This window comes from Chlorobaculum sp. MV4-Y (assembly GCF_025244685.1).
GTDB lineage: Bacteria > Bacteroidota > Chlorobiia > Chlorobiales > Chlorobiaceae > Chlorobaculum.
Genome location: NZ_CP104202.1, coordinates 1,508,548 through 1,535,294, shown reverse-complemented (window position 1 = coordinate 1,535,294; position 26,747 = coordinate 1,508,548). Strand labels below are relative to the sequence as shown.

23 protein-coding genes, 3 tRNA genes, 1 pseudogene and 1 riboswitch are annotated in these 26,747 nt (G+C 56.5%); of the genes and pseudogenes, 10 read left to right on the top strand and 17 right to left on the bottom strand.

What is annotated here, in order from left to right; translation table 11 throughout:
• The first annotated feature begins 8 nt into the window (after positions 1-8).
• Positions 9-1,475, top strand: a complete 1,467-nt coding sequence (locus tag NY406_RS07535; RefSeq protein WP_260633772.1) for an AdeC/AdeK/OprM family multidrug efflux complex outer membrane factor — start codon at positions 9-11, stop codon at positions 1,473-1,475.
• Positions 1,476-1,576: 101 nt separating this feature from the next.
• Here the strand turns inward: NY406_RS07535 and NY406_RS07530 are convergent, their stop codons facing one another.
• The 9 genes from NY406_RS07530 to murA all read right to left on the bottom strand — a co-directional run bounded on the left by NY406_RS07530 (position 1,577) and on the right by murA (position 8,600).
• Entirely contained in the window at positions 1,577-4,330 is a 2,754-nt protein-coding gene (locus NY406_RS07530; RefSeq protein ID WP_260533485.1) for a collagen binding domain-containing protein, read from the bottom strand.
• Positions 4,272-4,988, bottom strand: a complete 717-nt coding sequence (locus tag NY406_RS07525) for a molecular chaperone (RefSeq protein ID WP_260533484.1) — start codon at positions 4,986-4,988, stop codon at positions 4,272-4,274. The genes NY406_RS07530 and NY406_RS07525 overlap by 59 nt, the downstream gene beginning before the upstream one ends.
• Before the next feature lie 115 nt (positions 4,989-5,103).
• Positions 5,104-5,538, bottom strand: coding sequence for a hypothetical protein (locus NY406_RS07520; RefSeq protein WP_260533483.1), 435 nt, complete (start codon positions 5,536-5,538; stop codon positions 5,104-5,106).
• A 211-nt stretch (positions 5,539-5,749) separates the two neighbouring features.
• On the bottom strand, positions 5,750-6,232 hold the full coding sequence (locus NY406_RS07515; RefSeq protein ID WP_260533482.1) for a hypothetical protein: 483 nt from the start codon (positions 6,230-6,232) through the stop codon (positions 5,750-5,752).
• Positions 6,233-6,469: 237 nt separating this feature from the next.
• Positions 6,470-6,673 (bottom strand): transposase family protein, encoded by a 204-nt coding sequence (locus NY406_RS07510; RefSeq protein ID WP_260533481.1) that lies wholly within the window; start codon positions 6,671-6,673, stop codon positions 6,470-6,472.
• Between the two features lie 282 nt (positions 6,674-6,955).
• Positions 6,956-7,032, bottom strand: a tRNA-Arg gene (locus tag NY406_RS07505).
• Positions 7,033-7,070: 38 nt separating this feature from the next.
• Positions 7,071-7,147: transfer RNA gene (locus NY406_RS07500), tRNA-Glu, on the bottom strand.
• A 23-nt stretch (positions 7,148-7,170) separates the two neighbouring features.
• Positions 7,171-7,247, bottom strand: a tRNA-Ile gene (locus NY406_RS07495).
• A gap of 78 nt (positions 7,248-7,325) precedes the next feature.
• Positions 7,326-8,600: a UDP-N-acetylglucosamine 1-carboxyvinyltransferase gene (murA, locus tag NY406_RS07490; protein WP_260533480.1), complete on the bottom strand. Its 1,275-nt coding sequence runs from the start codon at positions 8,598-8,600 to the stop codon at positions 7,326-7,328.
• A 158-nt stretch (positions 8,601-8,758) separates the two neighbouring features.
• On the opposite strand from murA, the gene NY406_RS07485 reads away from it, so the two are divergent.
• Genes NY406_RS07485 through NY406_RS07475 form a run of 3 tightly spaced genes read left to right on the top strand, consistent with a single transcriptional unit; the run spans position 8,759 to position 11,657 of the window.
• Positions 8,759-10,249, top strand: a complete 1,491-nt coding sequence (locus tag NY406_RS07485) for a murein hydrolase activator EnvC family protein (RefSeq protein WP_260533479.1) — start codon at positions 8,759-8,761, stop codon at positions 10,247-10,249.
• A 13-nt stretch (positions 10,250-10,262) separates the two neighbouring features.
• Entirely contained in the window at positions 10,263-10,817 is a 555-nt protein-coding gene (locus NY406_RS07480) for a hypothetical protein (RefSeq protein WP_260533478.1), read from the top strand.
• 6 nt (positions 10,818-10,823) lie between these two features.
• The gene (locus NY406_RS07475) at positions 10,824-11,657 is read left to right on the top strand and encodes an NAD+ synthase (protein ID WP_260533477.1); all 834 of its coding nucleotides are present in this window, start codon (positions 10,824-10,826) and stop codon (positions 11,655-11,657) included.
• Between the two features lie 43 nt (positions 11,658-11,700).
• On the opposite strand, the pseudogene nadB reads toward NY406_RS07475, so the two are convergent.
• From nadB to mreC, 8 genes and pseudogenes are all read right to left on the bottom strand, one after another.
• Positions 11,701-13,295 (bottom strand): annotated as a pseudogene (gene nadB / locus NY406_RS07470) (L-aspartate oxidase).
• 234 nt (positions 13,296-13,529) lie between these two features.
• Positions 13,530-14,075 carry a pyruvoyl-dependent arginine decarboxylase gene (locus NY406_RS07465; RefSeq protein ID WP_260533476.1) on the bottom strand — a complete coding sequence of 182 codons (546 nt, stop codon included), beginning with the start codon at positions 14,073-14,075 and terminating at the stop codon, positions 13,530-13,532.
• Positions 14,076-14,144: 69 nt separating this feature from the next.
• Positions 14,145-15,365 (bottom strand): tyrosine--tRNA ligase, encoded by a 1,221-nt coding sequence (gene tyrS, locus NY406_RS07460; protein WP_260533475.1) that lies wholly within the window; start codon positions 15,363-15,365, stop codon positions 14,145-14,147.
• A 22-nt stretch (positions 15,366-15,387) separates the two neighbouring features.
• Positions 15,388-15,861 carry an SsrA-binding protein gene (gene smpB, locus NY406_RS07455; protein ID WP_260533474.1) on the bottom strand — a complete coding sequence of 158 codons (474 nt, stop codon included), beginning with the start codon at positions 15,859-15,861 and terminating at the stop codon, positions 15,388-15,390.
• An 11-nt stretch (positions 15,862-15,872) separates the two neighbouring features.
• Positions 15,873-17,357, bottom strand: coding sequence for an FAD-binding oxidoreductase (locus NY406_RS07450; protein WP_260533473.1), 1,485 nt, complete (start codon positions 17,355-17,357; stop codon positions 15,873-15,875).
• A complete protein-coding gene (gene mrdA / locus NY406_RS07445) occupies positions 17,357-19,252 on the bottom strand; it encodes a penicillin-binding protein 2 (protein WP_260533472.1) in 1,896 nt (631 codons plus the stop codon). Before mrdA ends, NY406_RS07450 begins: the two co-directional genes overlap by 1 nt.
• A 3-nt stretch (positions 19,253-19,255) precedes the next feature.
• Positions 19,256-19,744 carry a rod shape-determining protein MreD gene (mreD, locus tag NY406_RS07440; RefSeq protein ID WP_260533471.1) on the bottom strand — a complete coding sequence of 163 codons (489 nt, stop codon included), beginning with the start codon at positions 19,742-19,744 and terminating at the stop codon, positions 19,256-19,258.
• 54 nt (positions 19,745-19,798) lie between these two features.
• The gene (gene mreC / locus NY406_RS07435) at positions 19,799-20,641 is read right to left on the bottom strand and encodes a rod shape-determining protein MreC (protein ID WP_260533470.1); all 843 of its coding nucleotides are present in this window, start codon (positions 20,639-20,641) and stop codon (positions 19,799-19,801) included.
• 389 nt (positions 20,642-21,030) lie between these two features.
• On the opposite strand from mreC, the gene NY406_RS07430 reads away from it, so the two are divergent.
• The 6 genes from NY406_RS07430 (at position 21,031) to NY406_RS07405 (ending at position 26,231) form a co-directional block, all read left to right on the top strand.
• Positions 21,031-21,426 (top strand): co-chaperone GroES family protein, encoded by a 396-nt coding sequence (locus NY406_RS07430; RefSeq protein WP_260533469.1) that lies wholly within the window; start codon positions 21,031-21,033, stop codon positions 21,424-21,426.
• Between the two features lie 101 nt (positions 21,427-21,527).
• Entirely contained in the window at positions 21,528-22,496 is a 969-nt protein-coding gene (gene nadA, locus NY406_RS07425) for a quinolinate synthase NadA (protein ID WP_260533468.1), read from the top strand.
• A gap of 147 nt (positions 22,497-22,643) precedes the next feature.
• On the top strand, positions 22,644-23,396 hold the full coding sequence (locus NY406_RS07420) for a hypothetical protein (protein WP_260533467.1): 753 nt from the start codon (positions 22,644-22,646) through the stop codon (positions 23,394-23,396).
• Between the two features lie 10 nt (positions 23,397-23,406).
• Complete coding sequence (locus tag NY406_RS07415; RefSeq protein WP_260533466.1) at positions 23,407-24,486, top strand: pentapeptide repeat-containing protein; 1,080 nt, start codon at positions 23,407-23,409, stop codon at positions 24,484-24,486.
• Positions 24,487-24,567: 81 nt separating this feature from the next.
• Positions 24,568-25,182, top strand: a complete 615-nt coding sequence (locus tag NY406_RS07410) for a hypothetical protein (protein ID WP_260533465.1) — start codon at positions 24,568-24,570, stop codon at positions 25,180-25,182.
• Between the two features lie 41 nt (positions 25,183-25,223).
• Positions 25,224-26,231, top strand: coding sequence for an NAD-dependent epimerase/dehydratase family protein (locus NY406_RS07405; RefSeq protein ID WP_260533464.1), 1,008 nt, complete (start codon positions 25,224-25,226; stop codon positions 26,229-26,231).
• A 159-nt stretch (positions 26,232-26,390) separates the two neighbouring features.
• Positions 26,391-26,660: riboswitch (cobalamin riboswitch) on the top strand.
• The last annotated feature ends 87 nt before the right edge of the window (positions 26,661-26,747 follow it).

The following is a 26,747-nucleotide window of genomic DNA, read 5'->3' as shown; positions in this document are numbered from 1 at the left end:
TGGCAGTCATGTCGAAAAGCATCGCCCGGCGCGGCGTCGTGTCGCTCGCTTTTTCCGCGCTTCTGCTGTCTGGATGCGCTATGGGGCCGGATTTCGTAAAGCCTGAGGCTCCGGCGGTGAAATCGTATGACCGGCAGCCGCTTCCGAAGCCGGAGAGTGGCGGGCAGCGCTTCGACGAGGGCGTCGGGCCTGCGGCCTGCTGGTGGAGGTCGTTCGGCTCCAGCCAGCTGGACGCGGTCGTTGCGCAAGGACTTGCGGACAACCCGGGCCTGCAAGCCGCCGAGGCGAGCCTGAAGGCGAGCCGGGAGAATCTCCGTGCCGGGGCCGGAATTTTTTATCCGCAGGTCAGCGCAACCTTTTCGCAGACAAGGCAAGCAGCATCGCCAGCGGCTTCAGGGGGCGTCAGCACCGGCAGCATCCTCAATCTTTCGACTTTCTCTGCATCGGTCAGCTATGCACTCGATCTCTTCGGTGGGCAGCGGCGCAGTGTAGAGGCGCTCGGTGCGCAAGTGGACGTGCAGCGCGCGCAGACTCTTGGCGTGTACATGACGCTCACAGGAAATATTGTCAATACGAGCATCGCCATCGCCGCTTATCGCGATGAACTCGACGAGTACGAGCAGCTCATCGCCATCGAAAAGGATCAGCTCTCGATTGCCACAAAGCAGTACCAGGCAGGTATAGCACCCTACAGCTCCGTGCTGGCGTTACGGAGCCAGATTGCCTCGCTGGAGGCCGTCGTGCCGCCGGTCAGGCAGAAGCTCAGCCAGGCTGAGCACCTGCTTGCAACGCTTGCCGGAAAGACTCCGGCGGAGTGGGCAACGCCCGATCTGCGCCTCTCCGGCATTGTGCTGCCGGAGCGCGTGCCGCTCTCTCTGCCCTCGGAGCTGGTACGCCAGCGCCCGGACATCCTCGCCGCCGAAGCACAGCTGCACGCAGCCAACGCTGAAATCGGCGTCGCCACGGCAGCGCTCTTCCCGAGCTTCACGCTCACCGGCAGTTACGGTCGCACAGCCAGCCAGCCGCACGAGCTTTCCGATCCGCTCAACCGCTTCTGGTCAATCGGCGGCAACATCGCCGCGCCGATCTTCAACGGCGGCTCGCTTCGCGCCAAGCGCCGCGCCGCCATCGCCTCGCGGAACCAGACTCTTGCGTTGTACCGCCAGGCCGTGCTCGCCGCCTTTGCCCAGGTTGCCGACCTTATCCGAGCGCTTGAGCACGACGCCGAGCAGGCCGAAGCCGAAAGGCAGGCTGTCGATAGCGCGAAACTCTCACTCGACCTTATCCAGGCCAATTACAAGGCGGGCATGGTCAACTACGTGCAGGTGATTCTGGCGGACATTCAGTACCGGCAAGCGAAAATCGGTTACCTGCAAGCCCGGGCCCAGCAGATGCAGGACACCGCCGCAATGTACGTCGCGCTTGGTGGTGGCTGGCAAAATGACGCGGGGGCGAAGGTGAAAGCGGGTCTGTGAATTCGATCGGGATGCGAGGCGAAGTTCTTGAAGAAGACAATCCGTTTGAGGATGCTGTGCAGGCTTGGCTTGCCGTTATTGGGGTATCATTGCATACTGTTTTAGTTGCCGCTTTTTTCTGCCGGCGGTTCGGCTGCTTTCTGTGGCTGTGCCGGGAGGTTTACGGTAACATTGACATCGAACAGATAATCATCCTTGATGATAACTGTCTTTGGATCAGCATTTTCTATGGGCTGTCCTGTCACGGAAACCGGCTTGAGCATGTATTCTCCGCAGCGCAGTCCGTCTGCACGGTAATAGCCGAACTCGTTGGTCGAAACTGTGGCTACTGTGTTGTTTTTCGAGTCGGTCAGTACCAGTATTCCGTTGGCGACGCCTTTGCCTGAAAGATCGAGAAGCTGGCCTGCAATGCCGTATTCTGCATGGACCGGAATATTGACATTGGTTATGCCGGAGCCTTTCACCTCGACAATGCTCGCTTCCTTGTCAGGGACGAACTGTATGGGCAGCTTGGCTGGATCGATCGATATTTTATATAATCCCGGTTTGAGGTTCCCTACAAAATAATTTCCGTCCTGCTGATTCTGTGGCATCTGGTATCCATTAACCAGAATACCAACATCCTGAATCTGGTTTTTTTGCAGCCCGCTATTCTCATCTGCGGCCAGCGATCCGGCAATTCCACCACGCATTGGCGAAATAGTCCACCGGTTGACCGGCTGCAAGCGCTTGCCGGACCAGCCGAAATCAAACGATAATGTGCACATGAACAGATGCTTGCTCACCGGATTCTCCTGCACGGCCTGATCGATATCGAGCATAAGGGTGTTGTTCATCTGGTACAGATATGCGAGCGAAAAATCCAGGCCGGCGTCAGCAGCGCGGTGATAGGCCAGTGAAAAGCCGGTTCGATTACCAGTATAGGTCGCAACAAACTGGATGAGGGAACGCCTGGCGCTGGTGGTGTACCAGTCAAGATACGCGCTGGTTGCATTTGCATGGTTGCCCACGCTATACTGATTGAAAAGGCGGAAATTCGTTCGGTCTGAAAACTGCCACGAAACGGTTGTATCAATGGTTTCGGTGTTGTACATCGCAGTCCACCAGAATGTCGTGGCGTAATAATCTATTTCGTATTGGTACTCCGGAAAGGCATCATATTCCGGCGTGACCGAAAACCTTAAGCCGTTTCGCAAGAAAATTGATCCTCCGGGGCGAAGAAACGAGCTCTTGTTTTCCCCGCTCTCTTCACGGCGTCCGAGAAGCGAGAGGTTCATGTTGTTGAGTGGACTCCAGGAAAAATTCAATAACTGACGGTTTATCGACGGTTGCTCGTCAGACAGGAAATTCTGCTCGTATTTGGAACTGCTCAGCAACAGCGATGATCGTTCTCCACGATGCTCCAGACTCAACTCGGTTCCCAGGTGTGCATTTGAGCTTGCCGCATACACGGATGCATTCCATGACGAACCTAAAGAAACAACAGCACCAGCCAAGCCGTCAGGTCCGTGGCCATTACCCCTTTTCTGAATGGCGGTTTCCGCAGTCAGCCAATGGTTGATGCCGTACTGAACATGGCCATACGCCGTTGGGCGGTCGAGTTCGGCAGTGTTCTGCTGAAGTAACGGATTCCCATCTATTCCGATCCCACCGCTGGCCAGAATCTTGCCTGATTCAAGGGCGCGGTGGGCTATGGCCTGGCTGTAATCCAGAATGGCTGATGGCTTTTCGAGGATCGAACGGGTATATACATACACTTCCGTTTTTCGAAAATCGAGGCCCATTTGCACATTTGGAAAAGAAAACCGGCCGTCGAGTCGAATGAGCTGCCGGGCAACCGCCTTGCCATTAAACCTTAATTCGGCAATGCCTCCCGCTGGCCCGCTGCCATCAATGTTTCTCAGTTGGGAGGTGTTAAAGATCATGAATGCGTTCAGCGATGACGACAGCGGCTGATCGAAATATGGAGTGATATCCGAATTGCTCCAGCCAAACTGAGCACCGGTAAACGTACCTGTCGAGAGCTGTGTCGGAAAATCGGTTTGTCCCGTGCCCAGGCGAAACGCCGTATGGGGGTTGATCGAAGTCCAGTGGTAAGCGGTAAGGTCGATATTCCGGCTCGGGTCTCCCTGCATATCGATGTTCCAGATGCCGTCCAGGACTCTTCCGCCTGCGAGTATCTCCAATTGCTGGCTTGCCGTATTCTGCAGATTGCCGTTGTATTGATACGCTCCGTGGATGAACGCAAGCGATGTATCCGGGCCAGTAACATCGGCTTTGAGCACAGCGCGGGCAGACGGAGTTGACTTCGCGGGAGACCAGGTGATTTGCAACTTGATGGCGAAGAGCGACTGATCGAAAGACGGAAATATCCGAAACTTCTCTTCAAGTATTTTGAAGGAGATATAGGGATTGCCACCAAAAAGACGCAGGGTTGTCGTCGCCAAGCGAATATCCCCGATAGTGGTACGGAGCACCACAGTGTCGTTCTGCTCTTCGGACACCTGAAGACCGGTCAGCTCAAGAAAATCGTTCCACGGAATCCAGATTTCTCCGTTATCGAGCAGGACGTTCATGGCTCCGCGTTCACGGCCATTGAGATACACTCCGACCAGGAAAAGATGGTTTTGTGAACCCGATCCTGTGTTTCTGGCAAGTTCGGTTGCTGCTATATCTAATGAGGCAAGCTGGGGAGTGGAGAGGAAATCAGCATGCGCAGCATCAGAATTGATGAAAAGCAGCGTTACCGGCAACAAAAAACAGGAATAAAGAATTGGCCGCTTCAGATGCTCCTCCTTACTCCAGAACTTTTTCGAGCGGTTTGCCGTCAAATTCACCGATAATAGCCACGACATAAGGGTCTCTGCTCTGTTTGGGCAAGGAGGTTTTCAGGGAATAGTGCCTCTCGCCACCTGCCAGAACGGGATTGCCCGGAATGATGCCAGAGGTAACATACCCTGCCGGTTCCTTGCCTGGCTTCAGAGTCTCAAGCACCTGTTTTGTTGCCTCCAGACCGGGAAACTGCCCCTTTTTCCAGACGGCATATTTGCCCCTCAATCGCGTATGCACGTTTCCTGAATTGATGACGTGCGCCGAAATGACTCCTGTGGACTGGTTGAAGGAAAGCTCCTGCAAGCAGGCCGAGTGGATAACCGGCTTGACATAACCGTAAATGCTGATACCGAACTTCATAAACACCGGGGTTCCGGTTGCTGGTGCTCCGGGAGTCGGTTCCTCGACAAGGAACATGATGGCGCGATGTTCTCCGGGCGCCGGTTTGAGCCGCGGCCGTATTGAAAACCTGACGGTTTGCTGACCGCCCGGCGGTATGGTAAACCTGAGTGGATTGACTACCATCCACTGGTCGAGTGACGCGGGAGAGGAAGGAATGATTTTGAATTCGTGGTGCTCGTTCAGCGTCCATGCATAGAGCTCGATTCTGAAGGTTGCCGGACGTTTCTTGTAGTTGGTGATCGTGACGCTGTCGTTGACCGGTGCGTTTCCGATCTCCATCTCAAACATGGAGGGCACTACGGCTAATTGAGGTGGCGGAAGTTGCTCGGCAACAGCAAGCCGGGGGAAGAACAGCAAAAAAAACAGCAGGACTCTGGAGAGCAGCGGTTTCATATCAGTAAGTGAGGGTGGTGGTGACAGTTCCCGAATAGGTGCCGCTGTAGCTGACATTGCTCAGATCGATCGACAGTGTTGATTGTTGATACAGATACCAACTGGTTCCTGATTGAGTAAAAACCTGCGTCGGCGAGGTGGTAATCGATACCGGAATCGTTGCGGTGAGCGGGCTGGTTGTTTTTGATAACCTGTTGGCCACCGAATCGGTGGTGCTTCTGATAGTATATGCCGGTGACACGGTGCGATTATTGTTGACCCAGTTGGTGTGATCCGTGTTGTTCATTTTCAGACGCCAGAAGTAGTCGGTGTATGAGGTACCGACGGGCTTCGAGTACACCGTGACAATGACCGGAATGGTGATCGTTGACGGTGTATTGACCATGCTGCCATCGGACTGCTGGATCGAAGTGATGCCTCCCTCCGGAATAGCCATGCCAGATGCTGAAAGACCAAGATCTGTAATAGTGAAAGTAATACTGTAAGAGGATCTGAATTGACCGGTTATTGCAGCCTGGAGGCGCTGCGCGGTTGCAGCAAAAACAAACATCATCGCCACCGAAGTGATGGCGATGATGCGACAAGCAACGAGTGCAGAACACTTTCGCCAAGCTGTGCTGTGCCCGATTCCTGTTACCGGCATGAGATTAATTGGTGACAACGGTGATTGTGTAGCCATCTCCGCCGGCAAATGTCCCCGACTTATTGGCGTTAGCCATGTCAATGGTCATGCCGACATCGCCATATACGGGAGTCATGCCTGTCAGGCCAAATGTTGCACTCCCTCCTGACGTAGCGGTAAGCGAGTTGATAGCAAGTGAACCAGCGCTAGCATCACCGGTGAGGGTTATGGTTGAACCAGCCGGGGTATTCTTCGGTTTGATAGATACCGTTGCTGTACCGGCGGCAGAAAGCCCTCTGACAGCCCATGCATTGCTGATGGTAATCGCTATGGTTGTGCTGGGAGCTGTGCCCGGATCGATTGTCGCATCGAGTGTGTCGCCATCAACAACATCAGTAAATGTAGTAGTGGTACCGGTACCTCCTGCAGTTGCACCAGTCCATCGATCCTTAAGGGTTATAGAAATATTACTTGGATAGTACAAGATCACAAAAGGCGGAACGGTCACCGACAGGGTTGTGGAACCTGATGCCGTTGCTGCTGATGCGCGGTGAAGAGGCAGCGTTAGGCCCAGCCCGGCTACTGTAGCAATAGCGATACGCTTGAATTTTATGTTTTTTTGGTTTTACTTTTTTGTTTAAAGGATATGCAGGTTAAAGCTGTTAAGAGCAGTAAAATTACGTCTGAAAAAAATTAATTTTTGGTTCTTCGCAGAATATCGTGGGTAAGGGCTTCTGCTGTTCCGTCATGATTCGATAGCCCTGTTGAGTTTGCCGCAGTAAAACAAAATCCGGTTGCGATAACTCTCGAAACGGTGGAACCCTCTTGCTGACGCCTTGATGTTCGCGCAGTGCAAGAGCAGCTCGATCGCAAAGCTTTCGAACTGCAGCGTGAAACGGCAATGCCTTACCGCCCACGGCGCCTGAACGGTTTTGAGCTCATGTTCCATGATGCACCGCATACCGGACACGCGACCTGCTTGCCGGTACAGACCAGTCTGATCTCGACCCGCTTGCCGCTCATCGACACATGAACGTTCTCGACCTTCCAGTTTGAGGAAGGAGCTAAAAGTTGGTGGTAATGGCTCGTCAAGCTCTGGGAGTATCAAGGTGCGGTTGGGTAACGCTCAAAATTACTCTATGTTACCTCATACACACCCTTCTTCCCACGATATTCTGCGAAGAGCCAAAAAAAGACCTGCAAGTCGAAACCCGCAAGTCATTCTGCTTTATGGTACACCCGAGAGGATTCGAACCCCTAACCTTCTGATCCGTAGTCAGATGCTCTATCCAGTTGAGCTACGGGTGCATAGTGTATAAATCCTGACTTGTGCCGGGATTTATACTTGGTAGCGTGTACGGGATTCGAACCCGTGATCTTCGCCTTGAGAGGGCGATGTCCTGGGCCACTAGACGAACACGCCATATAACTTGTTTCTGAACCAGCTGGTGGGCCCTGTAGGACTTGAACCTACGACCCAGCGATTATGAGTCGCTTGCTCTGACCAACTGAGCTAAGGGCCCTCGCAAGCCTGTTTTTTCTTCAGAGTGGTCTAATATAAGGTATGTGATTAAAATTGCAAACGATATTTGACTCTTTTTTCAGGAAAATTCCTGGTATTTTTGTCGTTCGATGTCGGCGCCGAGGGCCGTCAGTTTCTTCTCGATAGCCTCGTATCCGCGGTCGAGGTGATAGACTCTCAGCACTTCGGTGGTGTCCTTTGCGACCAGCCCGGCAAGCACCAGGCAGGCTGATGCGCGAAGGTCGGTGGACATGACTTTGGTGCCAGTCAGTTCCTGCGGGCCATGAACCAGTGCCCAGTTGTCCCTGATTTCGATATGCGCTCCGAGGCGGTTCAGCTCCGGAATGTGGTTGAAGCGTTCGAGGTAGATTCGGTCAATGATGGTGCTGTCGCCATGAGCCTGAGTCATGAGCGCCATCCACTGTGCCTGCATGTCGGTCGGAAACTCAGGGTAGGGCTGTGCGGTAATATCGACCGGCAGCAGCTTTTCCGGGGTGGTGAGCGAAATGGCATCACCGTTTGCCGCAATCGTGCAGCCGGACTGCCGGAAGGAATCAAGCACCGAGGTGAGCTGTTCCGGCATGACGCCGGTGAGCGTCACACTGCCTCCGGTGATCGCGGCGGCGCAGAGGAGTGTGCCCGCTTCGATGCGGTCGAAGATGTTTTCGAACTCAACCGCCTTGAGCTGATCGACTCCGTCAATGACGAGCGTTGTGGTGCCGATGCCGTCGATCTTTGCGCCCATTTTTACGAGGAAGTTGCACAGGCATTCGATCTCCGGTTCGAGGGCGGCGTTGTCGAGAACGGAGGTGCCTTTAGCCATGACTGCGGCCATCAGGGCGTTGCCGGTTGCGCCGACCGACGAGATCGGGAAGTCGATGTGCGCACCGCGCAGTCCCGATCCGTTGACCCTGGCGTCGATGAACCCGTTCTCGATGGTAACGGTCGCGCCGAGCTTCTCCATCACCATAATGTGCAGATCGACCGGACGCGGGCCGAAAGCGCAGCCGCCGGGCAGCGACACGCGGGTGTGGCCGAAGCGGGCGAGCAGCGGACCAAGCACGTAGATCGAGGCGCGCATCTTTTTAACCAGCTCGTACGGAGCCTCGATGCTCTTCAGCTGGCCGGTTGAGACCTTCAGAAGGTTATTCTCGAACGACGTTTCCGCGCCGAGATAGTCGAGGAGCTGGATGAAGGTCCGGACATCCTTGAGATCCGGAATGCGATCGATGGCGAAGGTGCCATCGGGCGTCAACAGTGTTGCCGCGATGACCGGCAGCGCGGAATTTTTCGATCCTGAGGCGGCGATGGTGCCGCAAATCTTTTTTCCGCCCCGGATGACAAGCTTGTCCATTCGATTCAAGGGTTACATGCAAAAAGACCTATTTAATTATTTCAGGCTCAGAAAAACAAATTTTATTTTAAAACCACTTTTTATCTGAACCTGCAAGCTGGCTCGTCCATCGTGCCGGTTTGTTGATTGCAACCGTGAGCGCCAACCGATCCGATACCATGCGAATGTTTTCCGGCAGCTGTTTTTTCCCTGTTTTCGTCATAAAGCTTCTATGCGCCAGTCTTCTCTTTTTCCTCACCGCAACCTTTTTGCCCGCGACGGGCAGTGCGGCGAGTCCTGAACTGAACCGTATCACTCGTGAACGCAGCAAGGTCGAAAGCACGCTGGAAGATCTCAAAAAGCAGCTCTCGGAGTATCAGTCAAAGCTCAACAGCACCAAAAAGAACGAGCGCCGTTCACTAACCGACCTGAACAACATCCGCAAGCAGATCAAGGTCTATGAACGTCTCATTGTCGAAAACCAGTCGCTTCTGAACAATCTCGACAATCAGATCGACCAGCTTCAGAGCCAGCTTCAGGAGAATCGGAAAACCTATCAGCATGTGTCATCCGATTTTCGACAGGTGGTTATTGCGGCCTACAAGCATGGCGGAGACCGCGACGCCGAGCTGGTGCTCTCTTCGGGGTCGGTCAATGGTGCGATTGTGAGAGCCAGGTATATGGGATTTCTTTCAGGGTCGGTCAGGTCGAAGGTGAATGCTTTGCAGTCGAGCGCTCAGCAGATGGAGAGCAGCCGGGAGCAGCTTCAGCGGACCTTCCACGAGAAGGAGCTGGCGATGAAAAACCAGCAGGAGCAGTTGCAGAGCTATTCCTCGAAAAAGAAGGAGAAGGAGGAGGTGCTCACCAGCATTCAGAAGGACAAGAAAGCTTACGCCGCCCGGATCATCGAGGTGCGCAAAAAGCAACGTGCGATGCAGGCGAAGATCGAGGCGCTGATCATGGCACAGCAGGAGCTGATCCGCCAGCAAGAGGAGCGTGCACGACTGGCTGCCCAGCAGCGCCGGGAGCGTCTCGCAGCGCAACGGGCTGCCGAGCGCCGCCGGATTGCTGCGGAAAAAGAGAGAATTGCCCGAGAAAAAGCAGCCGCAGAGAGCCAGAGAAAGTCATCCACCCGTACTGAAGAGATTCCGCCGCAACGCCCGCTCCGTTCGCTTCCTCCAACTCGCGAAGTACCGCAGGCACCGCCGCCGAAAGAGGAGCCGATGGCTGTCGTTGACCAGACCGAGTTGGAAATTGACCGCGTTTCGGTTGATTTCGACCAGGGCGGATCACTGCCGTGGCCGGTCAACAATGGCGTCGTGGTACGCCGCTTTGGTTCTTCGCTTGACAAAGAGCTGAACATCGTGACTGTCAGCAACGGTATCGACATTTCCGTACCGGTTGGCACGCCGGTCAAGTCGGTCTCCGGCGGCAAGGTGGTACAGGTCGCTTACCTGCCAACTTTCGGGAATGTGGTCATCGTCCGCCATCCGAAATCGTATCTTACCGTGTATGCCAATCTTGACCGCGTGTCGGTGGCCAAGGGGGAGATTATCCGCTCGCGCCAGTTGCTCGGCTCTTCGGCGCCCATGCCCGAAGGTGGATCGACGGTGCATTTCGAGGTCTGGAAAGGCAAGGTCAAGCAGAATCCCCAGAAATGGCTCAGATAAAAGGGGGAGAATCATGGGATTGAAATGGCTGTTTTCGGCAATTTTTTCTGTTCTGTTTCATCCGGAGACTTTCTGGAGTGATGCCCGCGAGCGCTTTCGGGAAGTCAATGCGATGAAGGATTACGCTGCTCCGGTCATTGCAATTGTCCAGTTCGCCAAGCTTCCGTTCATCCATGTGCCGAGGATGGCCATGCTGCTGGCGATCATCAGTTTCACGATCGATGTTGCCGTGCTCTACGTTCTGACCGGGGTGATGGTCTCGGCGGCTGAAACTGAGCGCTCCGCACCTGCCCAGCATGAGATCATGACGGCGCTGAGCTTTTCGCTGACCCCGATCTGGCTCGCCGAGCCGTTTGGCTTTGCGGGAACATGGCGCTGGCTGTTCATGGCGGCGGCGCTTGCCTATACCGTGTTCATTTCACGCACCGGGTTACAGGCAATGCTCGGCAGCAGCGAACCGGGCGTGGAGGCGTTTTCCGGAAAAGCGGCTTTCCTTGTGGGCGCGATCGCGATGATCTCATTTCTGCTCCAGAACGGTCTTATCCGTTTTTTACCTCTATCTGACTGAAAATCCATGAAACCGCAAGACCTCCATCTCAATTACGGCCTGGTTGAAGCCATCCTGATTCCTTTCATTCGCAACGAAATCAGGAAGTTCGGCTTCCGCTCGGTGGTACTCGGATTGTCGGGAGGTATCGATTCGGCGGTGGTGTGCGAACTCGCCGTCCGTGCACTTGGCCCGGAGAATGTGCTGGCGCTGATGATGCCCTACAAAACGAGCAGCCAGGCGAGCCTTGATCACGCGCAGCTCATGGTTGACCGTCTCGGCATAAGGGCCGAGACGATGCCTGTGACCGACGTGGTGGACGCCTTTTTCGAGACCCGCCCGGATGCCAGCCGCTTGCGGCGCGGCAATGTGATGGCGCGGTCGAGGATGCTCTGCCTGTATGACGTTTCGGCGCGTGACGGTTGCCTGGTGCTCGGCACGAGCAACAAGACCGAGCTGATGCTCGGCTACGGCACGATGTTCGGCGACATGGCTTCGGCGGTCAACCCGATCGGCGACCTCTACAAAACCCAGCTCTGGGGTCTGGCCCGTCACCTCAGCGTTCCTGCGGAATTGATCGACAAAAAGCCTTCCGCCGACCTCTGGGAAGGGCAGAGCGACGAAGCTGATCTCGGTTTCAGCTATGAGGAGGTCGATCAGCTCTTGTACATGATGCTCGAAGAGCGCATGGATCGCGACGCCATTCTCGCCGAAGGCATCGACCCCGCCTTCTACCAGCGAGTGCGCAGCATGGTGGTGCGGAACCAGTACAAGCGCATGATGCCCGTTATCGCCAAACTCTCCAGCCGCACGCCGGGTATTGATTTCCGCTACGCCCGCGACTGGCAGGAGGTTAGGTAGGTTATCAGATCAGTCGGATCAGACTGATCTGAAGAAAAAGATGCTAAAACGACCTGAGCACCGTATCCGCCAGATAGTGCTTGTCGTCTTTCTGCGGGAAGTCGGTGGTGTAGTGCAGGCCGCGGGATTCTCGGCGTTTGATCGCGCCCTGGATGATGAGGCTTGCCACCTTGATGATGTTGCGCAGTTCGATGATCTGTGGCGTGATTTTCGTTTTTTGTAGTACGCCTCAGTCTCCTCTTTCAGGAAATCGATACGTCGGCGTGCACGATCGAGCCGCAGGTCGCTCCTTACGATGCCGACGTAGTCGTTCATGATCGCCTGCGTCTCCTTTTTGTTGTGAGCCACCAGAATCCACTCTTCCGGGCTTGATGTGCCCGAGTCGTCCCAGTCGGGGAATTCGTGCTCGAAATGGATCGAGTTCAGCTCCGCACGGATATCCTCGCTGGAGCGCCAGGCGAAGACCAGCGCTTCGAGCAGGGAGTTGCTCGCCAGCCGGTTTGCACCGTGCACGCCCGTGCAGCTCGTCTCGCCGCAGGCGTAGAGGCGGTTGATGGTGCTGCGTCCCCGGCTGTCTGTTCTGATTCCTCCACAGGAGTAGTGCGCTGCCGGAACCACCGGAATCATCTCTTTTGTCATGTCGATGCTGAATTCAAGGCATGTCTCGTAAATGTGCGGGAAGTGCTCCTTCACCCGCTCCGCATCGAGGTGTGTCACGTCGAGGAACACATACTCGTCGCCGCTTTTTTTCATCTCCGAGTCGATCGCTCTTGCCACGATGTCCCTCGGTGCGAGATTTTCGCGCTTGTCGTAGCGGTGCATGAAGGCCTCGCCCTCCTTGTTGCGCAGGATTCCGCCGAAACCGCGTACTGCTTCGGAGATCAAAAACGACTTGGCTTTCGGGTGGAAGAGTGAGGTCGGGTGAAACTGGATGAACTCCATGTTGGCAATTTCCGCCCCGGCGCGATAGGCCATCGCGATGCCGTCGCCCGTGGCGATATCCGGGTTCGTCGTATGCAGATAGACGTGGCCCAGCCCGCCCGAGGCGACCATCGTCACCTTCGCCAGAATCTTCTTCGGCTTGTGGTTGAGCGTATCGAGCGCGTACGCGCCGTAGCAGGTGATGTCGTTGGTCTTGATGCCGAGGTGGTGCTCGGTGATGAGTTCGAGCGCGTAGTGGTGTTCGAGCAGCGTGATGTTGGGGTGCGCGTTGACGCGAGCGAGCAGCGCTGTTTCCACTTCGCGGCCCGTCAGATCTTTGGCATGTACGATGCGATTGCGCGAGTGGCCCCCTTCCTTGCCGAGGTCGAGCGTGTGGTCGGGATTGGTCGTGAACTCCACGCCGAGTTCGATGAGTCGCCGGATATGCGCTGGACCTTCGTGCACCAGAATGCTCACCATTGCTTCGTCGCACAGACCCGCGCCCGCATCGAGCGTGTCGGCGATGTGCAGCTCCGCGCTGTCGTTCGGCGCGATGGTCGCGGCGATGCCGCCCTGTGCCCAGTTGGTATTGGAGGTGGAACTCTCTTTTTTGGTGATGATCGTGACCGTGGCGTGGTCAGCCATATTGATGGCGAAATACAACCCTCCGATGCCGCTGCCGATAACCAGCACGTCGGTTTTCACTTCCTGTGTCATATCTCTCTGGTGGCGTGATTGATGAGTTGCGGATAGAGCGAGCCGCAGACTGCTTACCGCCGTTTCCTCTGAGCGACAACGGCGAGGCGTAATATACGCAGTCAGGAATCAACTTCCGGCAGTGGCGAGGGCGCAAGCCCTTTTCTTGTTGCATGTTGCCGGAAAAAAGAACCGGGAATCAGTCGCGTCACCGATTCCCGGTTTCAAAAAGAATGTCTCGTTGTTCTGTCGCCCTTACGGCAGCAGCACCGCGCAGGAGATGACGGTCGTCCACATGCCGGTTTCGCCTTCGGCAGACTCGGTGATGTTGAAGGAGTTGACGATCTTGCCGCTCATTTTGTAGATGCCCTCGCGTTCGTCCCAGTCCTTGTTGGGATCAAATTCGATACCGAGCGTGGTTGCCAGCATCGTGGCGGCCAGATCCTCGGCGTATTCGCCCGACTGCTCGGCAGTTTCGCCATACGGATGGTGCTCGGAGAGGTAGCCGTACTGGCTGTCGTCAGCCGGAAGCGCTACGCCAACCGAAGCGGAGATGAGGCGGTTGTTTTCGTTGGTCGAGTTACGTGCCATGACCGCAAAGGTGATCTGCCCCGGCTTGAGGTACTTCAGTCCCTCTTCGACGCTGATGCGCTCGCATTTGGGAGGAAAGATACTGGAAACCGTCACCAGGTTGCACTTTTCGATTTTGGCATCGCGCAGTGCGAGCTCGAACGAAGAGAGATACTCTTTGTGTCTTCCGACACCCTTGGTGAAGAATACTTTTGTCGGGACGAATGACAAGGTGGTAGCTCCGGATAGAGGTTAGAGAAAATCGTCAGTTGGTGCAATTATAGGAAAAAGCAAACGCATTCAAAACGATTTTTTTGCGAGCGCCACCTTGAAAAATTTCCGCTTGCCTGCGCGGATGATCAAAGGTTCTGGACCGAGTCCGATCACAGCGTTGGTGTCAGTGATCTTCATGTCGCCAGCCTGCACCGCGCCCTGCTGGATCATGCGCCGGGCCTCGTTTTTCGACGGGAACGCCTCGAGCGCCATGAGCAGCTCGACCACTGGCATCGAGGTCTCCTCGAACTCCATGGTTGGCAGATCCGCTGGAGCCTGTTTGTTGACGATCACCCGGTCGAAGTGCTCCTGCGCTTTTGCAGCATCGTCCGCCGAATAGTATTGCGCCACCACCTCGCGGGCCAGTTCGCGCTTCGTTTCGCGAGGATCGGCGGCGATCCGTTCGGCGATAGGCGCGCCGCTCCCGCTATGGTGCGGTACCAGCAGGTTCCAGTAGGTCTCGATCAGCGTGTCGGGAATCGAGAGCGTGCGGCCGTACATATCCTCTGGCGTGTCGTTGAAGCAGATGGCGTTGCCGAGTGACTTGGACATCTTTTCGCTGCCGTCGGTGCCGACGAGCAGCGGCATGGTGATGCAGACTTGCGGCTCGATGCCGTACTCGCGCTGGAGGTCGCGTCCGACGAGCAGGTTGAACTTCTGGTCGGTGCCGCCAAGCTCTACGTCGTTTTTCAGATGCACCGAGTCCATGCCCTGTGCGAGCGGGTAGAGAAATTCGTGGATCGAGATCGGCGTCTGCGAACGGTAGCGCTTTTCGAAATCATCGCGCTCCAGCATTCGCGCCACCGTGTAGTGGCTCGACAGGCGGATGACGTCGGCGAAGTGCATCTGGCCCAGCCAGTCGGCGTTGTAGCAAATGGTGGTTTTTTCCGGATCGAGGATTTTTGATGCCTGCTCGAAGTAGCTTTTGCCGTTCTCCCTCGCCTCCTCGGCGGTGAGCTGCGGGCGGGTTTTGCTCTTGCCCGACGGGTCGCCGATCATGGCCGTGAAGTCGCCGATGATGAGAATCGCCTCGTGTCCCAAATCCTGAAATTCACGCAACTTGCGGAGCACCACCGAGTGGCCGAGGTGCAGATCAGGGCGCGACGGGTCAGCGCCGAGCTTGATCTTTAGCGGCTTGCCGCTTTTGATCGATTTCTGGAGCTTCTTTTCAAGCTCATCGGTGCTGATGACCTCGACGGTGTTGTTGACGATGATATCGAGCTGTTCCCTGACGGATGGAAAGATCATGGCAAATTGAAATGTCGTCTGGTTAATACTGTTTCTTGAGTTGCTGCAGCTGACGCTCGGCGTCTCGATTCTTGATCGTCTCGCGTTTGTCGTAGAGCTTTTTGCCTCGAGCGAGGCCGAGTTCGATCTTCAGCACACCACGCTTGTTGAAGTAGGCCTTGAGCGGAATGAGGGTCAGTCCCTTTTCGCTGATTTTCGATTGCAGGCGCATGATCTCCGCCTTGTGCAAAAGCAGGCGGCGGCTGCGTTTGGGTTCGAGCGTGTCGAGCGTGTTGTGTTCGTATGGGGTGATTTGCATGTTTTCGAGCCACACCTGGCCGTGGTGAATCATGGCGTAGCTCTCGCTCAGGCTCGCCTTGCCGAGTCGCACCGACTTCACCTCGCTGCCGAGCAGTTCGACGCCCGCCTCGATGGTGTCGAGAATCTCGAACTCGAACCGTGCCTTGCGGTTGCTGATCGCCGTGACGTACTCCGGCTTGCCTTGTTTTTTGGACACCTTGTTCTCTCTCAGGTTTCGGATTCGTAGTATTCTACCGGAATCATGTTTCCGATGTTGAGCACAAGATAAGGGTCGAATGCTTTTTTTACACGCACCATTTCCATGATGCCTTTGCGACCGTACATCTGTACCAGATATTCGCTCTTGAGTTTGCCGATACCGTGTTCCGCCGACAGCGTGCCGCCCATCGCGAGCACTTCCGAGACGAGCTGGCGGTAGAGCGTTTTTGCGCGGACGAACTCTTCGTGGTTGCGTGGCAGAATGTTCAGGTGCAGGTGGGCGTTGCCGATGTGGCCGAAGATGATGTAGGTGAAGCCTTCACGGTCGCAGGTGTCGCGGTAGAGCCGGAAGAGGTCGGCGAAGCGCTCGTCCGGCAGCGCCATGTCGGTGCTCACCTTGCTCTCCGACTGGCGGCTGAGCCACTCGTTGACCAGCACCGGCAACTGGTGGCGGAAGTCGCGGAGCTTCTGCAGTCCCTCCGCATCGAGTGCAGCCCAGCTCTGTTCGACCGGCGAGCCGCACTGTTCCATCAGTTCCAGCCACGCTTCGAGGCAGGTATCCTCATGTTCGGCGGTTGTCTCCTCTTCGAAATAGATTGCTCCTGCCGTCTCCTTCGCAATCTCCGGATAGCTCTGGCGGAGGAATTCGAGGGCGCGACGGTCGAAGAGTTCGAGCGCTCGCGGACTCACGCCTCCGTTTCCGGCGCGCGCCTTGCCGACAAAGTCGAGCAGTTCCTCCTCGCTCTGGAACCAGGCGAGGCAGGCGATTACCCGCTCCGGCGCGGGTTGTAGCAGCAGCGTGGCTTCGAGGATGACGCCGAGTGTGCCCTCCGAGCCGATGAAGAGGTCGATCAGATCCATACCCGGTTTTGACCAGTAGCCCGCGTTGTGCTTCGAGGTGGCTGGAATCTGGTAGTCCGGAATCCGGAACGCTACACGACCGGCAATCGGAAGATCGAGGTGGAAACGTTCCTCCGCATCGGCGATATACTGCCCACGCTCGATGTCGAGAATGTCGCCTTGCGGCAGCGCTACCTTCAGCGCCTGCACGTGGTTTCGTGTCGGGCCGTACTTCAGCGAGCGCGAGCCGGTGGAGTTGTTGGAGATGGTGCTGCCGATAAAGCAGGTTTTTTCGGTCGGATCGGGCGGGTAGATCCAGCCTGCCGCCGCCGCTTTGGACTGCACATTCTGCAACAGTGCGCCACCCTCGACGCGAAGCAGCGCCCGCCCGTCGCCGGTCCGCTCCACCTCGCCGATGCTGTCGAGCTTCTGCATGGCGATGACGTGATCCCCGAACGGAATCCGCGCACCAGTCGTGCCGGTGCCGTTGCCTGCGATGGTGTAGCGCCGCCCGTCGGCGTGCGCATTGCGCAGGAGCGCCGCGACCTCCTCCAGCGTTTCGGGGAAGAAGACGCCGGGCGTCCAGCCGTTTTTCAGGTTGCTCGTGTCTTCGAGAAAGCCCGCAATGGCCGCCGGTTCATTTTTAAAGTTCATCAGTCTCCACTCTCCAGATCGCTCTGCGGCGCAGTGCCGGTAGAGTCGATTGCTGCTTTCGCGGCGGCCTGTTTGGTATTCAGTGAATTGTTCAGCTTTTTGACTTTGGCGACCGCGGTGCTGTCGGCAGTTTTCGTTTTTGGCTTGTTCTTTTCGACAAGGTAATAGTTCATCATCTCCCGGGCGATCGGCGCGGAGATGCTGCCGCCGAAACCGGCATTTTCGACCAGCACCGCGATGGCGATTTTCGGGTTTTCGACCGGAGCGAAGCAGATGAACCAGGCGTGATCCTTGCCGTGCGGGTTCTGCGCGGTGCCGGTTTTGCCCGCGACCGTTACACCCGGTATCTGCGCCAGCGTGCCAGTCCCCTGCGTCACCACGCCCTGCATTGCCTCCTTGATGATTCCGAAGGTCTGTTTCGAAACCGGCAGGGTTCGCGATGCGTGATCGATCGGCACATAGATGCCGGTGCGCGTGTCGCGGTAGCCCCTGACAATGTGCGGTTCGTGCCAGGTGCCGTTGTTGGCGATGGTCGCTGCGTAGTTGGCCAGTTGCAGGGGAGTGACGCCAAGCTCTCCCTGGCCGATGCCGAGGCTGACCAGGTAGCCTCTGGTCCAGCGTCCCTCACCGTAACGCTTGTTGTAGTAATCGGTTGTAGGCAAGAAACCCTTGCGTTCACCGGGGAGGTCGATGCCTTCCTGCTGGCCGAATCCGAACATTTTACCGTATTTATCCCACGTGTCGAGTCCAACCTTGAGCATGAGCTGGTAGAAGTAGATGTTGCAGGACTCGATGATCGCTTTTTTAAGGTTAACGATGCCGTGAGCATGGCCGCCGTGGCAGTGGAAAACGCGTCCGCCAAAGTTCCAGCTTCCGGTGCAGAGAATGGTATTTTCCGGTTTGATGACCCCCTCTTCGAGTCCGGCTATCGCGAGCACCATTTTGTAGGTTGAACCGGGTGGATAGACGGCCTGGATGGCGCGGTTGAAAAGCGGCTTTTCAGGTGAAAGGGCGATTTCGGCCCACTCTTTTTTTCTGGTTTTGCCATTGAGGATGTCGAGGTCGAAATCAGGTTCGCTGCACAGCGCCAGCACGCCGCCGGTCGAGGGATCGATAGCCACGATTGCTCCCTGTCTGCCTGTCGCCCGGAGCAGATTTTCGGCAAGCTGCTGCAGGTGAGCGTCGATGGTGAGATAGAGATCGTTACCCTTGACGGACGGGATGTCGCTTTGGCCCTCATTGTATTTTCCCACGAGCATCCCGAGCGGATTGACCAGTTCGTAACGAGTGCCCTTTTCGCCCCGCAACTCCTCTTCGTAGAAGCGTTCGAGACCGGAAAAACCGATCTTGTCATCCGGCGTGTACCCCTTTTCGGCCAGCGTGTCGAGCTGTGTCTTGTTTACGCTGCGGAGATAACCGAACATGTGGGTTCCCCGGAACAGATCGCTGTATTTTCGCTTGTCCTCGATCTCGATGATCACGCCGGGCAATCGCCAGAGGTTCTCGCTGATGCGTGCCACGACGAACTCGTTCAGGTCGCGGTAGACGGTCGAAACAGCAAACGGACTGTAATCTTTCGCTTCGGCGACCTTCTCGTTCAGCTCATCTACCGGAATTTCAAGCAGGTAGGCCAGGTACGGAATGCTCGATGCCCGCAGCTCGTTGGGGATGATCTTGAGGGTGTAGAGTGCCTGGTTTTCGAGAACGGTTTCGCCGTTCCGGTCGATGAAATGGCCTCTCGGAGCCTGTTCCCGTATTCTCCGGATGCTTCCCGATCTCGAACCGATGTCGTCATGCTGGACAATCTGGAGCCAGGCGAGACGAGCTGTGAAAAACAGGAAGACGGCTGCGATGAGGAGTATGGTCAGCTTGATTCCGCGCAGAAAATCGTCCATGGCTCAATCCTTCAGCAGTTTCTTCAGGGCGAAGTGATAGAGCAGCACGGTCAGCATCATGCTCATGAGGGTGCCGAGGATGACTGTCTCCGGTATTCTGACATAGAGGGGGAGCGAGAGCGGGTCAGAAAGAAGCGACTGAAGCAGGTTCCCGGCTATCAGCGCGGTTGCGGACGCAGCATAGAACATACGCTTTTTCTTGACCGAGGTCGCATGGCTCTCCTGGGGTACATGGAAGAAGCCTGCCACAAATCCCTGAGCAGTGCCCAGAAGGGCCGACAAGCCTAAGTCGCCCGAGAGAACCCCGGCGACGAGGCCGGCTCCGAAGCCGAAGTTCGTGCCGGTTCTCTGGCCGGTGGACATGGAGATGAACGCGATGAAGATGGCCAGAATGTCGGGGGATACGTGTAGAATGAGCAGCTTTGAAACGAGAAAGCGCTGCACGAAAGCCAGAATGATCACGGCGATGGTATAAAGAAGATACTTGTTCAAATCAGGGTGGATTGTCGTTTGTAACCGGTGATTGCCATGTTATCGATGCCTTGTTCACTCTCCTTTTCCCGGGCTGTCCGGTGACTGCATCAGCTCGATTTTCTCCATCGACGGCTTTGCCAGGGAGACGAGCACCCAGGAGAGTGATGAAAAATCGACTGCAAGGCGCACATCGACGTTGTAGAAGAGCTTGTCTTTCGATATGCGGATGATCTGGCCGACCGGAATGCCTCGGCTGGCAAAGGTACTGTAACCGGAGGTCGCAACCCCTTCGCCTACGAGCAGCTTGCTGCTGACTGGCACGTGATCCAGCATGGCTAGGTGTTCGTTGCCGTTCCGCCAGGAGAGCAGGCCGTTGGTGCGGGTGCTGTCGGAAACCACGCTCACCATAAAGTTTCGGTTGATGACCGGCATCACCTTCGAGTAGTTGGCGGAGACGTCGATCACTCGTCCCACAAGCCCGTCAGGCGTCAGCACGGCCATGTCGGGGGCGATGCCCTGGCGGGAACCGGCATCGAGAATGAGCATATTGTCGGTAGCACTGAACCGGCGGTCAACCACCCGCGCGACCTTGAACTGGCCGGCCCATTGCGGTGCATTTGCCTCTATGGCGTGCAGTTCGCCGGCGTCCCGGAGCGCCGCCTGCTGGCGCAGAAGCTGGGCAAACAGCCGCGCATTTTGCAGGAACAGGTGCTGGTTGTCACGTTCCTGTGTAAAAATGGCCGTGGCTTCGGTGAACTGTTTTTCAATGGCTGCGTTAATGACCAGCCCGCGCTCGCGGATTGCATCAAGCGTCTCTTTGCGCTGAAGCTGCATGAGCATGATGGAGAGAGCGCAATACAGCAGAAAATAGAGATATGCGGTATGCTTGGCGATAAAACGGAAAAAGCTCGACACGTCCGTTGTCTTCCTGGTTAACACATTGGCGCACCCCCTGCCGCCTGTTTTTCCGGTGGGAGCCCGGAAACAGGAGCTGTCAGGGCGATCTTGTTTGCTATAGTCTCGATTCGATAGCCTCGATCCGGGGCATGGGCCGGAAAGCAGAGGTTGCGAATAGAAAATATAACAGATATGCAATCTTTTCTTCGATGAATTTTTCCGGCACTCACTTGTTTCGAGCCAGCGGGATGGATAACCGTTTTTTTTGCTTTTTGGGCTGAAATGACGATTTTGAACTTCTCGACCGCCGGTCGCGGAAGCGTTGACGCCAGATGGCGGCGAGTTTCTTCCTCTCCGGCGCATCAGCCCGGCATACGGGAACTCTTGCCAAGATATTGCAATAGCGCATGTTATTTGACAAACGCAGAAACGCTACGGATAAATTCATCGTTGTCGGAGACCGGGTACTCATCAAGCCGAAATCCCTTGACGAGACAACCAAATCCGGCATCTACCTCCCTCCGGGCGTTCAGGAAAAAGCTAAAATCCAGAGCGGTTACGTTCTCAAAACAGGGCCGGGCTATCCGGTCGGCCCGCCAAATGATACCGACGAACCCTGGAAAGAGCGGGCTGAAAGTCCCCAGTACATTCCGCTTCAGGCCAAAACCGGCGATCTGGCCATCTTCGTCCAGAACAGCGCCTGGGAGATCGAGTACGAAGAGGAGCGCTATCTGATCGTGCCCAATTCAGCCATTCTTTTGCTGATCAGGGAAGACGATGACCTGGAAGACTATCTGAGTTGAATCGCCGGAGGGAGCCGGATTTGTTTTCGGCTTTCACTCCGGACTACGCTCCTCTTCAACCGTCGAGGAGTTTTTTTATTTCATTATTTCGACAGATCGATATGACCACAGCAACCGATATGCAGAAAGAGGCGGCGGGCCTTTCGACCGAAGAGCTGATCCGGAGGGTGCAGGCTCTCAAGAAGGAGATGAACGCCATCGTCCTTGCCCACTACTATACCCTGCCGGAAATCCAGCAGGCGGCGGACATCGTGGGCGACAGCCTCGCGCTCGCGCGTGCGGCGGAAAAGACTTCGGCTGACGTGATTGTCTTTGCCGGGGTGTACTTCATGGCCGAGACCGCCAAGATTCTCAATCCCGGCAAGATGGTGCTCATGCCCGACCCGGGCGCGGGCTGTCCCTTGGCCGACAGTTGCCCCGAGGATGAGTTCCGCGCCTTCCGCGAGGCGCACCCCGACGCCATCGCCATCACCTACGTCAATTCGTCGGCGGCGATCAAGAAGCTTTCGGATATCATCTGCACTTCGTCGAACGCCGAGCACATCGTTCGCCAGATTCCGCCGGAGAAGAAGATCATCTTCGGCCCCGACCGCAACCTCGGCGCGTGGGTGATGAAGCGCACGGGCCGTGACATGCTGCTCTGGCAGGGCTTCTGCTACGTGCACGAGGCTTACTCTGAAGTCTACATGATTCAGGCCAAGGCGATGTACCCCGATGCGGAGCTGATCGCTCATCCCGAGTGCCGCGAGGAGGTGCTTCGTCACGCCTCGTTCGTCGGCTCGACTTCGGCGCTGCTCGAGTACACCGAAAAGAGTCCGTGCAAAAGCTTCATCGTAGCGACTGAGCCGGGTATTCTCTACGAAATGGAGAAGCGCTCGCCGGGCAAGACCTTCATTTCGGCACCAAAAGACCCGGCCAATCCGCGCAGCGTCTGCAAGCAGATGAAGCAGAACACGCTCGACAAGCTCTACCTCTGCATGGTGAACCGCGCGCCCGAGATCACCGTCGATGAGAGCCTGCGCGAAGGCGCGCTGAAGTCGATCAGGAGAATGCTCGAAATGTCTGCCTGAGGTGCCGCCGGGCCGCCACTTCGTTCGACGAGAGTCGCGGCCCAGTAAAATCTCCACTCCATCCAACTGTTGCCGCTCTTCTCCGTTTCTGCGTATCTTGTTCCCATAAGAGCAGTTTCGCTTTCCAACCCTTTCAGGAGGCCTCTCATGCGCTCAGCTATCCTTCGCATCGCTGCGGTTACGGCGTTTTTCTGCACTCAGCCATTCCAGCCCGAAGCCAACGCCTGGCACGACAAAACCCATCTCGCCGTCGCCGAAGCTGCCGGTTTCGATCTCTGGTACAGCTCGGCCGCGCCCGACGTGGCCAAGTCGAAGGAGATGTTCGGGCCGATTGAAAGTCCGAATCACTACTACAACAACAACGCCAACCGGCGGGTCACGCCTGAAATGGTCATGGCGCAGGTTGAACGCTACAACCAGCCCAATGACGACGAAGGGCATCTGTACGGAGCGATCATCGGTTCGGTCAGGGATTACTTCGCCATGAAAAAGAGCGGCAAATATGCGAAGTATCCGCTGGTCTACTGCGCCCACTACTGCGGCGACCTCTCGATGCCGCTGCACAATACCCCCTACGACGACTTCAACAAGCAGCGCCACAGCATCAATGACGGCATCATCGAGAACAGCGCACGTAACAACATCGCCTATATCCAGCGCATCATGACAGCGCCCTACATCCGGAACGAAGATGACCTGGCAAGGGAGATCGCCGCTGTCGCCGAATCGGCCCGCAAGCTCGGTCAGAAGATGAGGCGGGAACATCGCAACATGACCGTCGATGAAGCCTACAACCAGGTGGCCCGGAGTGCTTCGCTGTTCAACGCCATTCTCTCATGGGTCGAACGGCAGCCGGCGTATGCCGCGCCAGCCGTCAAGGCCGTGTCTGTAACGGAATGATTTTTGATTTATGGCTGACAAAACCCATCTCGAAAGGCTCAGGACCGGAGTCGCCGTCTGGAACCACTGGCGTCAGGCTCAGCCAGCCGTCCGGCCCGATCTCAGCCAGGCCGATCTTGGCGGGATCGACCTCAACGGGGTAAATCTCTCGGAAGCTGATCTGACCGGAACCGTTCTGGTAAAAACCAGGCTCTCGGGAGCTGATTTGCGTGGAGCCGACCTTCGCGGTGCCGATCTGACGGGTGCGCGGCTCGATGGCGTCAACCTCAGCCGCAGCACGATCGATCTCTCCACGCGCTACGACGGCGTGACCGGATGCCAGATCGGCGTCAACGGCTTCTACTCGCCATCGACCGACTCTGCGGCCCTGATGCGCCTCGATCCGCCCGGTAACTCCATGCAGGGTGCCAACGCCGAGGCGGTTGTCGAAAGCCTGCGCCAGGCGCGCAAGCTGCACACCTTTTCGGTGATTCTCGCCGGGATCGCCTTGCTTTTCATCGTCATCAAGCCCAAAACCATCACCCTGCCATACCTGGCCGGATCGTTCAAGTTCGATGACTTCAGCTACGCTTTTCTGGCCACCATTCTCTCAGCGGCGCTCCTGAGCCAGGTGGCCTCGTTCATCGACTCGGCGCTGCAAGGTGCGCGCTATCTCAACGATCGCCGCGCGGCTATGCTGGTCGGCCATTTTCCCTGGCTGCTCTCCAAATATGAAAGCGATCCTTTGGGCAAGCGCCAGTCCAAAATTCTGCGCATTTTCATCATTTTTCATCCGCTGATCTACATCTACTTTTTCGTCCAGTGGAGCGCCCTCGCCATTGGCGACTGGGATGCGGTCATCCGGCACTACCAGCAGATGCCGGTCCTTTTTGGCGAATACCTGCTGCCGGTTGTCTATATCATCCTTATCCGCATCTGCCTGCGCCTCTTCGGTCTCTCCGAAGGCTTCCAGAAACCGATTCTGTTCGACGCCGAGACCGAGCGCAGCCGCCGGAGCGACATGGAGCGCCTCGCTGAAGCCTTCGAGCGCCAGGCCACCCTCACCGCCGAACTGGTGGATATTCTGAAAAAGAGGGAAGGGAAGAGTTGAGAATCGGGCGTGAAGAAATGAAGAGCGGCCTTGCTGACGGCAGCATGTTATGGTTTCGTTGTCTTTAAACTATGGTGCAGTATGCGCAGATTGACAGTTGTTCCGATACGCCGCGCGAGTGTTTTTTTCATCTGCTCGATCATCCTGCTGTTTGCGGATTGCGGAAATGCCATGTCCCGCTTGCAACCTCTTGACGGCGCGGTGGCCGGTGTGGTCAGTGCCTTCGAGTCAGGAGACGCTGCCCGGCTGAACCGCTTTGTCCATCCGAAACAAGGGGTGATTGTCATCTACCGCGAAGGCGTCTTCAATGTATTCAGAGCTGTTTCGGGGATCGATTTCAAAAAGCCTGTTCCCGAATACTTTCCCTATCCAAAAATCAGGGGCGGAGCACCTCTCAGGTACGCGGCGTTGCCGGTGTATGATTGCGGGCGTGAGGCTTGGTCGAAAACCGGTTTGTTCTGTGACCCCAAATACCGGGATGCCTTGTTGAGCACCACGGCAATCAACCTGAAAAAGAACGGGCTGAGGGAGATTTCGCCGGAAATGATTGCCCGGTTCCGCGCACTTGAGGCGAAAAGCATCCGGGTCGTGCTGGTTGACGCGGCTGGAAACGACCTGGTGTTTTACATGACGAAAATTGACAGCCGCTGGTATCTGACCATCCTCGACCGGGTCTCCAGTGATTGCAGCGCTTGAGCGTTTGAGCGAGGGGCTTCCGGATAAATCAAAACTTACTTATGACCAAGACAGTCCTTATTACCGGAGCTTCAGGGTTTATCGGGTCGCATCTGGTGAGGCGATGTTTGCGGGACGGGTATCGCGTGAAGGCGCTGGTGCGGAAGGGGAATGCGTGCATTCCGTCGCTGCGCGCCTCCGGGGTCGAGGTGGTCGAGGGGGATGTGCGTGATGCAGATTCGGTCGATGTTGCGGTGCACGGGTGCGATCTGGTGATCCATGCCGCCGCGCTGACTTCCGACTGGGGGCCGATGCAGGATTTTATCGACATCAACGTCGGAGGTACGCGCAACGTGTGCGAAGCATCGCTTCGGCACGGCGTTGGGCGGCTGGTGCATGTCAGCTCGTTCGAGTGCTTCGAGCACCACCTGCTTGGCCGTATCGATGAACAGACGCCCTGCATGACGCGCAGGCAATCCTATCCCGATACGAAAATCGGTGGCACAAACGAGGTCTGGGCAGCTATGAAACGGGGGCTTTCAGCGAGCATTCTCTATCCAGTGTGGGTCTATGGCCCCGGCGACCGGACGCTGTTTCCGATTCTGGCCGATGCGATCCGCAAGCGTCAGGCATTCTTCTGGGCGCGCAACGCGCCGATCAGCATGATCTATATCGACAATCTCACCGATCTGACGATGTTGGCCGCTACCCGTCCGGAAGCCGTTGGCGAGGCGTTCATGGCTTGCGACGGTGAAGCGATCACTTTCGAGGAGGTGTGCCGGCGCGTTGCCGTGGCGATAGGTTCGCCGGTGCCGTCGCTTCACCTCCCGTTCGGCATGGTTCGGGCCGTCGCCGGGGTGATGGAGTTTGTCTGGCGGATTGCCGGAAGCGAAAAGCGCCCACTCCTGACCCGGCAGGCGGTCGATGTGCTCACCTCACGTGCGGAGGTTGATGTGTCGAAAGCCCGCAAGACGCTTGGCTGGCAAAGCCTCGTGCCGCAGGATGAGGGTATCCGGCGTACGCTCGACTGGCTGCTGACGGTCGATCCGTCGCAGTGGAAGGTGAAATAATGCTCCGGTCTTGCCGGAAAAAAAGTTGTTTTCAGGGCTTCGACCGGAAATGCTTTTACCGTGAGCCTTCCCTGTTTTCAGCACCGTTAAGTCCGTCGCATGTCGCCCGGAAAATCACCTTCCGGCGTTGTCTGCCTTCCAAAAAATCATTACCATTGAAAGTTCTTTGAGCATTACGGTGCCGGATGAAAACATTCGGGTAAAAGGGAAGTTGCGTGTGAATCGCACACTGTGCCCGCAACTGTAAGATGGTGTGCCGCCCGGCGATGTTGACAGCTCTGTCCTCATGGCCGCCGCGGTTCGGGTGTATCCACTCTGCCCACCTCTGATAACCACGGGGAATGCGGGGGAAGGTCGCCCGAAGGAAAACGTCGAAGTAATTTCGCGGCCATCGAAGTCAGGAAACCTGCCGTAATGGTTGGCGCCGCGTGGCTCCGGGAACAGAGCTTGGCGTCCCGTTCAACGATCGAAACCTGATTGTTCCTCGATCTTTTTTCGTCAGTTCGCCAAAGCTGT